Origin of the sequence: Sphingobium sp. 3R8 (assembly GCF_020166615.1) — a bacterium.
In the GTDB taxonomy this organism is placed as follows: domain Bacteria; phylum Pseudomonadota; class Alphaproteobacteria; order Sphingomonadales; family Sphingomonadaceae; genus Sphingobium; species Sphingobium bisphenolicum.
This window is the reverse complement of the sequence record NZ_JAIQXR010000012.1, coordinates 78845-94736: the sequence shown is the minus strand read 5'-3', so window position 1 is coordinate 94736 and position 15892 is coordinate 78845. Positions and strand designations below refer to the sequence as shown.

General features: G+C 62.7%; 11 protein-coding genes. 8 read left to right on the top strand and 3 right to left on the bottom strand.

Annotated elements, in window-relative coordinates:
- Positions 1-90 precede the first annotated feature (90 nt).
- The 4 genes from K9B33_RS12995 to K9B33_RS12980 all read left to right on the top strand — a co-directional run bounded on the left by K9B33_RS12995 (position 91) and on the right by K9B33_RS12980 (position 3692).
- Positions 91-1434, top strand: coding sequence for an LLM class flavin-dependent oxidoreductase (locus tag K9B33_RS12995; RefSeq protein ID WP_224549299.1), 1344 nt, complete (start codon positions 91-93; stop codon positions 1432-1434).
- Complete coding sequence (locus K9B33_RS12990; protein WP_224549298.1) at positions 1431-3026, top strand: FAD-binding protein; 1596 nt, start codon at positions 1431-1433, stop codon at positions 3024-3026. The genes K9B33_RS12995 and K9B33_RS12990 overlap by 4 nt, the downstream gene beginning before the upstream one ends.
- Positions 3023-3427: a ferredoxin family protein gene (locus tag K9B33_RS12985; RefSeq protein ID WP_224549296.1), complete on the top strand. Its 405-nt coding sequence runs from the start codon at positions 3023-3025 to the stop codon at positions 3425-3427. The genes K9B33_RS12990 and K9B33_RS12985 overlap by 4 nt, the downstream gene beginning before the upstream one ends.
- Positions 3428-3512: 85 nt before the next feature.
- Entirely contained in the window at positions 3513-3692 is a 180-nt protein-coding gene (locus tag K9B33_RS12980) for a hypothetical protein (RefSeq protein WP_224549295.1), read from the top strand.
- Between the two features lie 21 nt (positions 3693-3713).
- Here K9B33_RS12980 and K9B33_RS12975 read toward each other — a convergent pair whose 3' ends face one another.
- Both K9B33_RS12975 and K9B33_RS12970 read right to left on the bottom strand, forming a co-directional pair.
- Complete coding sequence (locus K9B33_RS12975) at positions 3714-4514, bottom strand: SDR family NAD(P)-dependent oxidoreductase (protein ID WP_224549293.1); 801 nt, start codon at positions 4512-4514, stop codon at positions 3714-3716.
- A gap of 24 nt (positions 4515-4538) precedes the next feature.
- Positions 4539-7085, bottom strand: coding sequence for a TonB-dependent receptor plug domain-containing protein (locus tag K9B33_RS12970; protein WP_224549291.1), 2547 nt, complete (start codon positions 7083-7085; stop codon positions 4539-4541).
- Positions 7086-7746: 661 nt separating this feature from the next.
- Between K9B33_RS12970 and K9B33_RS12965 the strand changes: the two genes are divergently transcribed.
- The 3 genes from K9B33_RS12965 to K9B33_RS12955 are packed head-to-tail and all read left to right on the top strand — an operon-like array spanning position 7747 to position 12151.
- A complete protein-coding gene (locus K9B33_RS12965) occupies positions 7747-8349 on the top strand; it encodes a PAS domain-containing protein (RefSeq protein WP_224549288.1) in 603 nt (200 codons plus the stop codon).
- Positions 8346-11765 carry a chemotaxis protein CheB gene (locus K9B33_RS12960; protein ID WP_263499568.1) on the top strand — a complete coding sequence of 1140 codons (3420 nt, stop codon included), beginning with the start codon at positions 8346-8348 and terminating at the stop codon, positions 11763-11765. The genes K9B33_RS12965 and K9B33_RS12960 overlap by 4 nt, the downstream gene beginning before the upstream one ends.
- 5 nt (positions 11766-11770) lie before the next feature.
- Positions 11771-12151, top strand: a complete 381-nt coding sequence (locus K9B33_RS12955; protein WP_224549287.1) for a response regulator — start codon at positions 11771-11773, stop codon at positions 12149-12151.
- A gap of 68 nt (positions 12152-12219) precedes the next feature.
- On the opposite strand, the gene K9B33_RS12950 is transcribed toward K9B33_RS12955, so the two are convergent.
- Complete coding sequence (locus tag K9B33_RS12950; protein ID WP_224549285.1) at positions 12220-14328, bottom strand: response regulator; 2109 nt, start codon at positions 14326-14328, stop codon at positions 12220-12222.
- 456 nt (positions 14329-14784) lie between these two features.
- Between K9B33_RS12950 and K9B33_RS12945 the strand changes: the two genes are divergently transcribed.
- Positions 14785-15861, top strand: coding sequence for a sensor histidine kinase (locus tag K9B33_RS12945; protein ID WP_224549283.1), 1077 nt, complete (start codon positions 14785-14787; stop codon positions 15859-15861).
- The last annotated feature ends 31 nt before the right edge of the window (positions 15862-15892 follow it).

The window sequence follows — 15892 nt, the reverse complement described above, 5'->3', positions numbered from 1 at the left end:
TCCATCAGCATGACGCAACGGTCTATGAGAAGGCCTCGTTATCCGGGGGCTGTCGCTTCGCTTAAGCCCGACCGCATCGGAGGACCGCATATGATCAATCCATCGACACGCGAACTGCATCTCGGCGCGATCCTGGAAGGGGTCGGCGCCAACCAGTCGAATTGGCTGGACCCGGATTTGCCGGGCGACGCCAGCATCGACATCCAATGGTATATCGATCAGGCCCGCGCGGCCGAGGCAGCGAAGTTCGACCTCGTCTTCATCGTCGATTCGCCCTACATCACCCCCGATACGGCGCCGCATTTCCTCAACCGGCTGGAGCCGCTGACCTTGCTGTCGGCCATCGCCGCGACCACATCGCGCATCGGCCTCGTCGGCACGCTCACCACCTCTTATTGGGAGCCCTATAATGTCGCGCGGCAGTTTGGATCGCTCGACCATATCAGCCGGGGCCGGGCTGGGTGGAATGTCGTTACCACCGGCCTGGAGGGCGCGGCGCGCAATTATGGCAGGCAGGAGCATTTCGACCATGCCGTCCGCTATGGCCGCGCGCGCGAATTCGTCGATGTCGTGCAGGGCCTGTGGGACAGCTATGAGGACGACGCCTTTCCGCGCGACCGCGCCGCCGGCCTCTTCCTCGACAAGACAAAGCAGCATCGGTTGGATCATGTGGGCGAGCATTTCTCCGTCGCCGGGCCACTGGCGCTCAGCCGCTCGCGGCAGGGGCAGCCGGTCATCTTCCAGGCCGGCGACAGCAATGAAGGCCGCAACCTGGGTGCCCGCATCGCCGAGGGTATCTTCACCAGCGGCGAGAATTTCGACGATGCCCAGGCCTTCTACGCCGATATCAAGGGACGGGCCGCCACGATCGGCCGCAATCCCGACCATATCACTATTCTGGCCGGCGTGGCGCCGGTGATCGCAGATACCGACGAGGAGGCGCAGGCGATCGCGCTGGAGGCGCAGGGATCGCTGGACGTTAAGAAGCTGCTGGTGCAGGTCGGCCGCGCTTTCAACTATCACGACTTTTCTCAATATGATCTGGACGCGCCCTTCCCGGACCTGTCCGGCGTCACGCTCAACAGCTACAAAGGCCATGCGGAAAAGATCATCCGGGTCTCGGCGGAGCAGGGGCTGACGCTGCGGCAGGCGGCCTATCGCTTCGGCCAGTGGCGCTCGCAATTTGTCGGATCGCCCGAGACGATCGCGAACGAAATTGAGCGCTGGTATGGAGAGCGCGCGGTCGACGGCTTCCTGCTGCAGGTGACGCGGCCCGAACCGTTCCGCCGCTTCCGTGACGAGGTGGTGCCGATCCTGCAGGCGCGGGGCCTGTTCCGCACCGATTATGCGGGGGAGACGCTGCGCGATCATCTGGGCCTGCCGGTCCCGGAAAACCGCCACGCCGCCGCGCCGATCGCCATCGCGGCCGAATGAGGGACGCCGAACCGATCGCGATCACTGCCGATGTTCTGGTCATCGGCGGCGGCATGGCGGCCTGTTGGGCCGCCATCGCGGCGGCGCGGGGCGGCGCGCAGGTCGTGCTGGTGGACAAGGGCTATGTCGGCACCAGCGGCGTGACCGCGACTGGCGGCCCGAACCACTGGTGGGTCGCACCCGAACCGGGCAAGCGCGAAGCGGCGATCGAAGAGCGCTACAGCCGCAGCTTCGGCCTGGCCGAACGGCGCTGGATGGCGCGCATCATCGAGGAGACATGGCGCGCCCTGCCGGAACTGGCCGGCTATTATCCCTTCGCTGGCGACGGCCGTGGCGGCACATTCTATGCGGGCGTGCGCGGCCCGGAATATATGCGCGCGTTGCGCCGCTTCGCGCAGGATGCCGGCGTCACCCTATTCGATCATCATCCCGCGCTGGAACTGCTGGCCCATGCCGACGGTTCGGTGGCGGGCGCGGCCGGCTATGCGCGGCTGTTGCGCCGGCCCTGGATCGCGCGCGCGGGCGCGGTGGTGATGGCGACCGGCGGCTGCGCGTTCCGTTCCGGCCTGATCGGCAGCTACGGCAATACGGGTGACGGATTGCTGATGGCGGCCGAGGCTGGCGCCGTCCTGTCCGGCATGGAGTTTTCCGTTTCCTACTCGCTCTCGCCGGCCTGGAACTCGACCCGAACCTTGCCCTATTTCGCGGCACGCTTCTTCGACGAGAGCGGAGTGGAACTGGACATACCCCCGCCGATGAGCGGCGAAGCGGCGCATCTGCGTGCTCTGGCCAAGGCGATGGACGCGGGACCGGTGCTGGCCGATCTCAGCGATGCGCCGGATCGGCTGAAGCGGGGGCTGCGCACGATCCAGCCGGCATCGCTCGCGCCGTTCGAGCGCAGGGGCATCGACCTGTTCCGGGATCGCTTCCCGGTGAAGATTTTCGGCGAAGGCACGGTGCGCGGCACCGGCGGCCTCCAGATCGTCGGCGACGGGTGCGAAACCAATGTCGAGCGCCTGTATGCGGCGGGCGACAGCGCGACGCGTGAACTGGTGGCCGGCGCGACCAGCGGCGGCGGCGCACAGAATGCGGCCTGGGCGCTGACCTCCGGCCGCCTCGCCGGGGCGGCAGCAGCCGTGCGAGCGCAACGGGAAGGGCAGCGCGCAGACAGCCCCGTCCGGGCGCTGGGCGCGGCGGGGTTGCGCCCGGCCTCGCTCGCCCGGATCGATGATGCGGCTGCTTTCCTGCCCGCCATTCAGGCTGCGACGATCGGGTATGACGCGGCGCTGTGGCGTAGCGCGGACAAGCTGGAGCGCGGCCGGGCCGAAGCGGATGTCGCCTGGCGCGCCGTCGCCGATCATGGCCATGCCAAGGGTCTCGGCGCTATCGCCCTGCGCGAACAGGCGGCGATGATCGCGAGCGCGCGCTGGGTGCTGGGCGCGGCGCTGGCCCGCGACGAGAGCCGCGGCATGCATATGCGTGTCGATCGACCTGCGCGGGATGACGCGCAGGAGCATCGGCTGCTGACTGGCGGGCTGGACCAGATCTGGACACGGCCCGATCACGTCGTAAGGCTGGAGGCGGCCGCATGATCGCGCAGATATTCGTGGATCTCTGCACCGGCTGCGACGCCTGCGTCATCGCTTGCCCGACGCATGTGCTGGATGCGGTGGAGGGCGGCGCGCCGACCATCGCGCGGATCGACCAGTGCCAGACCTGCTTCATGTGCGAACTCTATTGCCCGGCCGACGCCATCTATGTCGCGCCGGAGCAGGATGGAGCGGCCGGCATCGGCGCCGCTGACGCCCGCGTCGCTGGACAGGTCGGGCGGCTGCGCCATGACTATGGCTGGGACCGGGAGCCTGAAGATGGGCGGAGCCATCTGCGCGACTTCTGGCAATTGGGGCCGCTGTTGCGCGAAGGCGCGGAGATCGCCGCGAAGCGTTATGCCGAACGGCGCCATGGGGAGGGGGCCAAGCACGCGGCTTCATGAGCCGCGCTTGATCGCGTGAAACGAAACTCATATGTCGCAACGCCCTCCCGCCGTTATCCTCGGCCGTCCAGTTGGGAGGTCGCTTATGAACATCACCGAACGTCTGTATGCGCTGGAGCGGCGGATGAAGGCCGCGCTGAACGACGACCGGCGCTATGCGGTGGCGGAAAAGATCCGGGACCTGGGCTATATCGATTTTCGCGACTTCGCCCGTGCGCAACCGGCCCCGGCGCATATCGAAGCGGTGGAGCGGGCGCTGTCGTAGCGTCGAAGGGCGCCGCCGCCGTCAATAATGGATCGCGCCCCGCGTGCCGCCACCGGCGGCGATGGCGTCGCCGTTGATCGCTACGCTGCGCGGCGAAGCGAGGAAGGCGACGACATCCGCCACCTCTTCCGCTTCGATGATCCGGCCGATCAGCGAATGGCCGTAAAGTGCGCGTTCGGCCTCGGCGGTTGAAAGCCCGTCGGCGTCGGCCTTTCGGGCGACCGCGTCCGCTGTCTTTTCCGTGCGGGTCGCGCCTGGATGGACGACCGTGACGTTCACGCCCCGCGGCCCCAATTCGTCGGCCAGCGTCTTGGTCAGGGCCGCTACCGCCACGTTACGGGCCGAGCCGGGGATGGTGAAGCTGCTGCGTGCGGCCAGCCCGCTGATGTTGATGATCCGGCCCCAGCCATTGGCGACCAGATGCGGCGCGGCGGCACGCGCCACTCGCAGATAGCCGACCAGCTTGGTGTCCAGTTCCTCCAGCAAATAGGCCGACTCCACCCCCGCGACGCCGGGGATGGCCGGCGCGGCGCCGGGCCGCGCGGCATTGTTCACGACGATGTCGAGGCCGCCGAGCAGATCGACCGCGCTGGCGACCAGTGCATCGACCTGTGCGTCGTCACGCGTGTCTGCGGACAGGGCATGGACCTCGCCGCCGGTCTCGCGCGCCAGTTCTTCAGCGGCGGTCCGCCCCGATGCCGGGTCGCGCGAGGCAAGGACGACGCGTACGCCCTCGCTCGCCAGCGCCCGCACGATCGCCTTGCCGATGCCCCGGCTGCCGCCGGTGACGATTGCCCGCTTGCCGGTCAGATGCGGGTTCATGTCATCCTCTCCTTGCGATTCCGGTCAGAAGCTCACGCCGATGCGCGCATAGTAAAAACCGCCGGTCAGCCCGAATGGCGCGAACAGGCCATATTTGCCCAGGCCCGTATTGGCCTGCACGACGCCGATCGGGTCGGGATAGACGTCGAACAGATTGTTCGCGCCCACCGCCACGTTGATGGTCCGGCTGACCTGTGCCGATATGTCGAGGTCCGTCACCCATTTTGGGCTGAAGGTCCGGTCGTCGGCGGTGGAGGTCTGGCTGCTTCCCGCTTCGGTATAGCGACCGAAACGGGTCAGGCGCAGGCTGGTCTTGACCGGGCCGACCGTCCATTCGCCGTTCAGCACCAGCTTGTCGCGCGGCGTCGCGCTGGTGATGTCCGACCGCGCCTGCCGCCCAAACAGGATCGTGTTGGTCAGGTTCGCAGGGTTGGGCGCGACGCGCAAAATCTTCGTCTGGTTATAGCTGTAGGCCGCGCTGAAGCGGAAATCGCCCAGCCTGTCGGTGCGCAGGCTATATTCCGCGACCGCATCGATGCCGCGCGTGCGGGTGTCGACGCCGTTGATGAAGAATTGGGCGCTGCTGATGCCGGGGACGCCGCGTTCGGCCAGGATCGCGGTGACGGCGGGACTGGCGAGGATCGCTTTCGCCTCGGCGCTGTTCAAAATCTCGGTCTTCACGATGCGATCATCGACCCGGATCTGATAAGCATCCACCGTCAGCCGGAAGGCTCCGGATTCGAAGGTCGTGCCGGCCGTGAAGTTCAGCGACTTTTCGGGCTTCAGCGGCTTGGCGCCGAAATAGCCGGCGATCGGATCGTTGGGCGCCAGGAACTTGACCAACTGGGTCACGAAATCCCCGTTGATCGTGATGCCGGTATTTTGCGACGTGGAGAAGCCCTGCTGCGCCAGCGATGGGGCGCGGAAGCCGGTATTGACGCCGCCCCGGATCGCCCAGCCGGGCACAATCTCGTAGCGGGTGGAAAATTTGCCGCTGATCGTGTCGCCCGAACTGTCGGTATAATGTTCGGCCCGAGCGGCGAGGCCGACATACCATGCCTTGGTCACGTTCGCGCCGACATCGACATAGGCGGCGATATTGTTGCGGGTGAGGGTGAAAGCATCGGCCGGCGTGGTGCCGGTGAAGGACACCAGGCTGGCGGCTGGTCGCTGTCCGCCGAACAGCCGTTCGAACGGGCTGGTCCCTTTAGGAATGATATAGCCGCCGTCGCGATAGCTGTCGGGCTCGCCTGCCTTGTTCTGGAACCGCTCCAGCCGATGCTCGATGCCGAAGGCCAGCGTCAGCGGTTCGGCGAAGCCGACATCGAAGCCGCGGCTGAAGTCGATATTATTTGCCCATAGCGATGAAATCTGCGTCCCCATATAGAAGCTGGTCTTGCTGCTCGGACCCAGCGAGGGGTTGAGCGTATCGACCGCGCCCAGCTTCACATGATCCCGGCCGAAGCTGCTGGAGATATCGACGTCCAGGCCCCGGATCGTACTGCGCAGGCCCGCCGTCACCTGGAAATCCGTTTCCCGGATGCGACGCTTGGCCAGGAAGCCGTTGGGATAAAGCTCCGGCAGCGAATTGACGTTGTTCGCGTTGAACTGGCCGCGCCCGTCCTTCACATCGCGATGGCTGAGGGTCGAGAAGCTGTAGAGCGTCGTCTTGTCGCTCAGTGGCAGCTCCGCATTATAGGAGCCGTTGACGATATAATCGCGGTTGGTGCGGCCGTAATTGCCGGCGCGATTGCGGTCGATCGTCGCCTCACGCGGATCGCGCGATCCGTCCGCGAGGCGCGGGTAGAGATCGACCGAGTCCGCGACGATCGCCCCCGACGGGTCGCCCCGGTCATGATATTTGCCCTCCACCGCGAAGCGGATGAAGCCGCCGTCGCCGCCAAGCCGCGTGCCGTAGCTGATCGCCTGCTGCGCCAGTTCGGCGCCGTGCGAATAGGTGCTGCCGGCGGTGGTGGTGAAGCTGCCGCCCTCGGGCGCGGCATCCAGGATGAAGTTGATGACGCCGGATATCGCATCCGACCCATATTGCGCGGCCGCGCCGTCGCGCAGCACCTCCACGCGGCCGACGGCATTGGTGGGCAACAGGTCGATATCGACCGGCGTACTGCCACCGGAAATGCGCGACAGATTGTTGATGAGCGATGTCGTGTGCCGCCGCTTGCCGTTGACCAGCACCAGCACATAGTCACCCGACAGCCCGCGGATGGAGATCGGTTTGGCGCTGGAGGATGTGCCGCCGCCGCCCAGCGCCGGCATGCTGAGTGAGGGGATGATGTTGCCGAGGATATCCTTGAGCCCCGTCCGCCCCGTCTCCTGCAATTCCTGCGGACCGATGACGTCGATCGGTACAGGGCTGTCGGCGACTGTGCGGGCGCGCGCGCCGCGCACGCCGGTCACGACGATGGCGGCGCCGTCTCCCGACGCGACGGCGTCATCGTCCGGCGCTGCTTGCGTGCCGGCATGAGCGACATCGTCGCGCGCCCAAACGGGTGCTGAGGATAGGGCGATGGCGGATGTCGCCAGCGCCAAGCGCTTGAAGGATAAGATCATATGGTTCCCTGAGGCGGTGTGTTTTCTGTCTCTAGGGATTGATCGAAGTCGGACTATTCATTCAATTTAGAATTGCTTGGTCCGAATATTGCAATTATTTAAGGAATATTAGATATAATCGCTTGTCAATAATCTAGATGATAATATGAAAAATCCTAATATAATTTATTTTAATATGAATTACAGGATTGCTTGTTTGTTTCGACGTCGATGATAGGCCTGAAGCGTCTATATTGCTGGACTGCGTGTGCGAGGAGCTTAGAGCAATTGCCAATCCGTGAGCGTCGGGCCTGACAGGTCGGCTTTTTACGCATCCCTTTTATAGCAGACCGTCTGCACTTGGGATGTGGAAATTGGCGGCTGAATGGCCAGGATGGGTCGGCTTTGCCAAGCACACTGCAGCGTAGCGGGACAAATAGCAGTTCCCGTTCAGCGTTCGTGCGGCGGGTGTCGGCGAAGGCTGCCTGTCTTATCATGTTAGGGCACGACAGCCGGGCTCCCCTCCAACTCTCGGTTGGGCGGATAAACAGCTCTACCACACAAAAAAATCAGATTGTCCCCTATGGGCAAAGGACGGTCGCCCACCGAACAATCTGGATCAGGCCACTGCGTCTTGTCCCGGCAAGGCTCAGCCGGTAGGGCGGGTAACCGAGCCTAGAGTATGCTGGAACGTTCCCGGCAATCTGACGCAATCGGAGAGTCCATGTGCCGTGACGACCTTCCCGTAGAGCTGCGGGACTATTTCGACAGATCGCCGGTCGCCCTGTCCCTTGGAGAGGCATCGAGCGATCATGCTCTGCTGTTGACCAACAGGCGTTTTCGCGACCTGACCGGTTACACAACGAGCGAGATCGTCGGCCGCAACTGCCGCTTCCTCCAGGGCGAGAGCCGAAATGACGAGGCGCGCGAGAAGATCCATGCGTTTCTAGCGGAGGATCGCATTGCCAACGTCCGCACGCCCATCGTCAACTTCCGCAAGGATTGCCGTCCGTTCGTCAACCTCCTCTACATGTCGAAACTGCGGGCCCAATCCGGCGAGGTGCGCTACATCTTCGCATCGCAGTTCGACGTCAGCCGTACGCAGGCGGACCTCTTGCAGAACTATGACGCCGACCTTGGTCAGACGCTGGACCGGATGAGCCCGGTGCTGGCGGAAAGCGGCATTGTGGTGGAGGGATCGCTGATGACGATCGCGAACTCGGCCGCCACCATCGTCCAGGCCAAGCTGACCCTGACCGAGCTAGACCGAGGTTCCTTCCTTTGAGCGGCGGAGACGTTCCGTCACCACGCCTGCCAGTTGTTGGCATCGGTGCCTCGGCCGGTGGGCTGGAGGCGCTGCGCGAGATGCTGTCGACGGCGCAGGGCCCGACAGGCATGGCCTTCGTTATAGTGCAGCATCTCGACCCCACTCATGAGAGCATGATGGCGCAGCTGCTCGATCGCCACACGACCCTGGAAGTGCTGCAGTCCGAAGGAGGCGAGCGGATCGCGGCGGATAAGGTTTACGTCATCCCGCCGGGACACGGCCTCGCCATCCGCGACGGCGTGCTGGAGCTGACCGAGTTCGCACAGCCACGGGGCCTGCGCCGTCCCATCGACGATTTCTTTATCTCGCTTGCCACCGACCAACAGGGGGATGCGGCGTGCGTCATCCTATCAGGAACCGGCGCGGATGGGACCACGGGACTACGCGCGATCAAAGAAAATGGCGGCGTCTGCCTCGTCCAGCAGCCCGAAAGCGCGCGCTACGACGGCATGCCGCTCTCGGCCGTCGGCACCGGGCTCGTTGACTATGTGAAGCCGCCGGGCGAGATGCTCGAATGCCTGATCGCCTTCTTCAACCACCGCGCCGTCGATGCAACGGAGCGGGAGGCGGCACTGGTTGCCGACCATGTCGATGAAATGTGCAAGACCTTGCGCGCCGCCGTTGGGCACGACTTCTCCGGTTACAAGCGCACGACCCTGATCCGCAGGGTCGAACGGCGCATGCATGTGCTCGGCATTGTTTCGGGCAGCACCTATCTCGCACGCATCAAGTCCGACGCGGAGGAGTGCGAGGCGCTGTTCCGTGATCTCCTTATCAACGTCACCCGGTTCTTCCGCGATGCCGAGTTGTTCGAGCGGCTGCGCACGCAGGTCGTGGAGCCGCTGATGCAAGAGAGCGATGGCGAGGAGATACGCATCTGGGTGCCCGGCTGCTCATCCGGCGAGGAAGCATACAGCATCGCCATCCTGTTTGCCGAGGCGGCGCGCAAGCTGGGCGTGACCCCGGCCACGGTACAAATCTTCGCGACGGATATCGACGAGAGCATGCTCCAGATCGCGCGGGAGGGCGTTTATCCTGCCTCTGCTCTCGCCGACATGCCGATCGCGCTGCGAGAACATTATGCAATCCCGCATGCGGAGCGCTTCACCATCGCGTCGCAGATTCGGGACATGATCCGCTTTTCCAGCCACAGCATCGTCAAGGATCCGCCCTTTTCGCGCATCGACCTGGTGTCCTGCCGCAACCTCCTGATCTATTTCGACGATCGTTTGCAGCAGTCGGTCATGCCGCTTTTGCATTATGCGATCCGGCCAGGTGGCTATCTCTTCCTCGGCCCCTCGGAAAGCGTCGGCCGTTTCGAGCATCTTTTCCCGACACTCGATCAGCAGGGGCGTCTGTTCAAGCGCGCGCCCGGTCCGCCCAGTTATCCCATAGACCTGCCCGGCAGCGCCTATCCGCGCGGCACCCGCGCGGACGGCCGGACGGAGAGGGGTAGCGGGCGCACCTTATCGGACGAGGGCGCAGCGGTGCGCCGGATCGTTGACCGCTATGCACCCGCCAGTTTGGTCCTGGACCAGGATGGTGGAATCATTGCCGCCTATGGTCGGTTGGGACGATATTTCGACTTCCCCGTCACCCGTACCGGCGGATCGAGCGCGATTAGTCTAGCCCGGGCGGGTCTGCGCACCGTGCTCGGCCCGCTGCTGCGGGAGGGCCGCGACACCCGCAAACGCGTCGTCGTGCGCGACGTCCAGATCGAGACGGAATATGGCAACCAGCAGATCGACGTCGTGTGCGATCCGTTGCCCGACGGTACGTTGCTCTTCGTCTTTCGCGATACCGCTCCCTTCCGTCCTGTGCTGGATGATGACGTGGCAGAGATGGATGCAGGCGACGACCATCTCGACGCGCTGGAGGACGAGCTGCGCGTCACACGGCACCGGCTGCGCTCCACCGTGGAGGAACTGGAGACGGCGAATGAGGAGCTGAAAAGCTCGAACGAAGAAATGATGTCGATGAACGAGGAGCTCCAGTCCACGAACGAGGAATTGTCCACCGTCAACGACGAGCTCAAGTCCAAGGTCGATCAGCTTACTGTCGCCAATTCCGACCTGCGCAATTTCTTCGAGTCCACTGAATTGGCCGTGATCGTGTTGGATTCGGATTTGCGCATCCGCAGCTTCACGGAGGCCGCGACTTCTCTCTTTCCCCTGCAACCCGGCGACCGGGGGCGGCCGCTGGAGGACGTATCGACGCGCCTTGTGGAGGCGGACTACATGGATGATGCCCGCGCCGTCGCGGAAGGACATTCGGCGATCCAGCGCCGGGTTACAACACGGGATGGGGAGCGCGCCCTGTCGTTAAGGACCCTTCCCTATCGAATGCAGAACGGCGCTACTGACGGTGCGACCCTGGTGCTGACGGACATCACGGATGCTCTGTCTATGGAACGGGATTTGGCTGCACAGCGGGAGCGGTTGGATATGGCGATCCGGGCGGGCGGCATCGCCGTATGGGAATATAACTTCGAGACCTGCGAAGCGGTCGTGGACGCGCATGGTCGGGAAATCCTCGGTATTTCGGCCGATACGGCGTCCAATGATGCTGAAGCGCGGCTCAGCCGCCTGCATCCCGATGATCGACCCGAATTCGACGCCGCGCTCGCGAAGGTTGTCGCGGATGGCGGCGATTTTGAGGCAAGCTACCGGATTGTCGATGGCGACCAGATGCGTCGGATAAAAAGTTTTGGCCGGCTGGTTACCAGCGAGGGATCGCCGCGGCTCGTCGGGGTATCCATCGACGTGACGCCGGAATATGCGCTTGCCGAAACGCGCGAGCTGATGCTGCGCGAGATGAACCACCGAGTGAAGAATTTGTTCGCCATCGTCGCTGGCATGGTCTCGGCAGGTTCGCGCACCCATCGGGACGTCCGCGCTTTCGCGGCGGACTTGCGGGAACGGATAGCGGCCTTGGGCAACGCTCATTCTCTCGCCTCGCCAACAGGCGAGGTGCAGGCTATCGATCTGGCCGATCTGTTGAATGCGACCCTGGCACCCTACCGCGATCACACTGATATAGCGGTCGATGGACCAGATGTTCGGATCGCTCGCTCCTCACTCTCGCCTCTTGCACTCATACTGCACGAATGGGCTACGAATGCAGCAAAATATGGGGCTTTGGGTCCGGATGGCGGCGTTCTGCGAATCGGTTGGGCGCTTGAAAACGACATCTTACGATTGCGGTGGGTTGAGGAATGCACTCATGCGACCGTTCTTTCAGAGGGGACCGGTTTCGGGACAGTGCTGGTGAAGACTTCCGCGAAGCAACTCGGCGCCGAGGTTACACGAAAGATGAAAGACGGAACTTTTTTGATCGAACTCTGTTTGCCTGCGCAAGCGCTTACGGATGGATAATGTGAATGGCCGGGACGGTATTGCTGGTTGAAGACGAACTGTTCGTTGCGCTCGACCTACAGGATACCATCGAGGGGGCGGGTTTCGCCGTTGATGGACCTTATATCTCCGTTTCGTCCGCGTTGACCGCCGTCGGTAGCGCTTTGCCGGATTGCGCCATTTTGGATGTTCAGCTGGCTGATGGCGAGGTCTATCCGGTGGCAGAGGCGCTAGTCGCAGCGGGCGTCCCTGTCATTTTCCATTCTGGACATGCGGACCCGTCTTTGCTCGTCGAGCGATTCCCCAGGGCAGTTGTCTGCGGCAAGCCATGTTCGCCTTCCCGCCTCCGAGACACATTGAGGAAGGTTACCGGCGGCAGTGAAGATATGGCGTACACTGCTGCATAACATCGGTCAGCCAGCGGTTGACCTATGGGCCGAAGCTTCCGTTTGTCCACCACTGTGCCTTTGCACCCTCACGCGATAGATAATGTCTTCCTGAGGGCCAAGCTGAGCGCCTCTGCGCCATAGGGTTTGGCAAGGACGTCGAATTCATCGATACCTTCCCCGATCATCTGCTCGCTATACCCTGTGGCCAGCAGCACTGGCAGGCCCGGGGCTCGAACGCGCAATTGCCGTGCCAGATCGATACCGCTCATGCCTGGCATGACCACGTCGGTAAATATGAGGTCGAACGGATCTTCCTGCAGTGCTCCGAGAGCTTCGGCGCCATTTGCAACGGCGGTCACCTTAGCCCCCAGGTCGTGCAACAAATGCTCCGCAAAGTGGCGCACCTGGTCGTTATCCTCCACAAGCAGAACCTTAAGCGCCTGTGGGATGGGTTCCAACGTTCCCTTTTCCTCGATGGTTCGTAGCGCCTTGTCAACGCGAGGGAGAATGATGCGAATCGTCGTCCCGACGCCTTCGCGGGAAAAAATCTCTACCGAGCCTCCGGCCTGAGCCGCAAACCCATGAATCTGGGAAAGCCCCAATCCTGTCCCCTCGCCAACCGGCTTGGTGGTGAAGAAAGGTTCGAATACCCGTTTTACCGTGTCGGGCGACATGCCCATCCCCGTATCGGTGATATCGATTGCGACCCCAGGTTCGTTTGCCAGAGGATGGTCCCGGATTGCAATCGACAGTGTGCCCCCATCGGGCATCGCATCCCGCGCGTTGACCGCTGCATTCAGGATGGCAGTTTCAAATTCGGTGGGATCGACTTCTACCCGAGCTTCCTGCCCGGAGGGCCTGACCTCAATTTGAATATGGCCACCCAGAGAGCGAGCCAAGACCTCTTCCAGTGCGTCGATCTGAATGTTGAGATCGACGACCTCCGGCCGAATGACACGCCTCCTGCTGAAGGCCAGAAGGTGACTGGTAAGAGTCGACGCGCGCTTTGCGGTCGATGCTATACTTTCAATATATCTGGCTCGCTTCTGTTCCGGGAGATCGGGTCTTGCCAGCATCTCCGCAGCACCTGCAATCACTGTCAGCAGGTTATTGAAATCATGCGCGACCCCCCCGGTCAGCTGACCGATCGCTTCCAGCTTTTGGGCGTGCCGCAAGGCCTCATGCGCCTGGGTCAGTTCGGCCGTTCGCTCGGACACCCGCCTTTCCAGCATGTCATTTGCTTCACGGACCTGCTGGATAAGGCGGGCATTTTCGATCGCAACCGCCGCTTGGCCTGCCAGCCCGGCAACGAGCCCTTCATCAGCCTTTTGGAACCTGCCGGGTTCAGGATGCCCGAAAAACAATCCGCCCAGCACCTCGCCCTCGCGGGACATAACCGGGACGGCCAGATAACTCCGTACCGGAAGGTGCCCGGCAGGCATGCCAGACCCTGGTTTATTATGCCCGTATCTGGGGTCCAGCGTGATGTCATCAGATCGAACAATCCCATCGCCTTGGAAGGTCGGTGCAAACACCTGCGTGTTTCGAGGCATCGGAAAATCGGCAAAGGCTTCGCGTTCGACCCCAGAGAGAGAGTAAAGCATATAGCTTTCGCCCCCTGTGTTGACGACATTGTAGAAAAAGGCGCCGAAAGCCGCTCGTGAAAGTTCGACGCCCGCGTCGGTAACAAGTTGGACAAGACGCCCGAGGTCATGCTCGCCCGCCAGAGCCGCACCGACCCGGTTCATCAGTTCGAGCGCCCGCCGAGCGTTTCGTTCTTCGGTTATATCTTCGCACGAGATCGCGATCCCGATGACGTCACCTGAAGTGGCTCGTACGGGCACCCAATTTTCTCGCCAGCAGCTGGGCTCTCCAGGCTTTCCCAAAGTGGAGGTGATGACTTCATGTCCACATATCGCCTCCCCAGACAACACCTTGCGGAGTCCTGCCAGTGTGTCTTCGGGCAGATCGGGCAATATATCAGTGACCGATTTGCCGATGTGCTCGGCCGCCGCCACACCATTCCATTGGGCGAGCCGGTCGTTGATGCTTACAAAGCGGAGATCCCGATCAAGCATGGCAAGGCCGACAGGGGCGGCTTCATAGATGGCTTTGAGCGGGTCGCTATCCGTGTGGAGTTGGACGGCATCCGCGGAAATCCCAGCTTTTTCCTCTTTCGCGTTGAAGGAATGCATCGCGCTCGTCCCTGAACCAACTGCTTCACATCTGGAGCAAGGGAGACGGTTTCGTCAAGATTTTCGCCGGAATCGCAGGGCGGATTCATATAGATTCATATCAAACATGGAAGGCTTTCTGGCGAAGCGTTAGCGTCAGTGATGGGACGAAGGGCCGTCCGAGCCTACAACCGGGTCACTTGTAGGGAATGGGAGCGCAGCCATGTGATTGCGCTGCTCGTCGCTAGGCGCATCCCGGCAAACATCCCAATGCTGACCTGCTAGATACCCTCCCACGACGAGGAAATCCTCGCTCGGAGACAAGGCTCAATGGCCAGTCCCCGTCGGCAGAAATAGCGCGTCGCCGGCATCCGTTCGGCGCAAACCACGCCACTGCTCTCGCGCAGCGGCAAGCTGCTGGGCATGATCTCGCACCATTGGAGCGAACCGCACCAACCCTCCGACCGCGACCTACGCATGCTCGACATTGTGGCCCGGCAGGCGGCCGACATCCTGGAACGCACGATCGCCGAAGAACAGCTGCGCCAGCTCGCCGAGACGCTGGAGGTACGGGTCGAGGAGCGATCACGTGAACTTATGGCGTCGGAGGATCAGGTTCGACAACTGCAAAAAATGGAAGCCATCGGCCAGCTGACCGGCGGCGTCGCGCATGACTTCAACAATCTGCTGACGATCATTCGCTCTTCAGCTGAACTGCTGGCCCGACGCGAACTGCCGCGCGACAAGCAGAAGAAGTATATCGACGCCATAGCGGAAACCGCCGATCGCGCCGCGAAACTGACCAGTCAGCTCCTCGCTTTCGCACGCCGGCAAGCGCTCAAACCCGAAATATTCAATGCCGCAGACAAAGTGGCCAGCGTGGCGGACATGCTGCGCACGGTTGTGGAGTCGCGTATTGCCCTCACGGTCGATCCGATATGCTCGTCCTGCTTCGTGGAGGTCGATGCCAGTCAGTTCGAGACGGCACTCGTTAACATGGCGATCAATGCGCGGGACGCCATGAGCAGCGAGGGATCCATCACGATCGCGATTGAGGCGGAGGGATGTATTCCCGCGCGGCGGGGCCATGCGGCCGCAAAAGGCGATTTCGTCAAATTGTGCGTGACCGACACAGGCTCAGGAATGGCTGGCGATCAGCTCTACCATATCTTCGAGCCTTTCTTCACGACGAAGGAAGTCGGCAAGGGTATAGTCACGTGCTGGCCGATGATGCGCGGCACGGGTTCGCTCTGTTGCACAAACCCTATTCCGTCGACGAACTGTCCCGGGTCCTGCGGGATGCCCGCTGGGCAAATAGCCGCTGAGTGCCAAGAACAGGCGAAATCCGCCCCTGAGGCTGTCGCTGATGGGACGCTCACCATTTATGAACTGCCGGATAGCCCGCTCATCGATCCTGAGACGCCGCGCAAATACTGCCGTTTCAGCAAACAGCGCTACACAGTCTGCGAGGTGCTCCTGTCGATTTTGCATGCACCGCTGTCTTGCGAGGGGAACGATGTAAGGGAAAGCGGCCCCTCCGCTCCTGGGAAGTGAAATCCGGCGTTTGAATGGCGGCAAAGGGTCG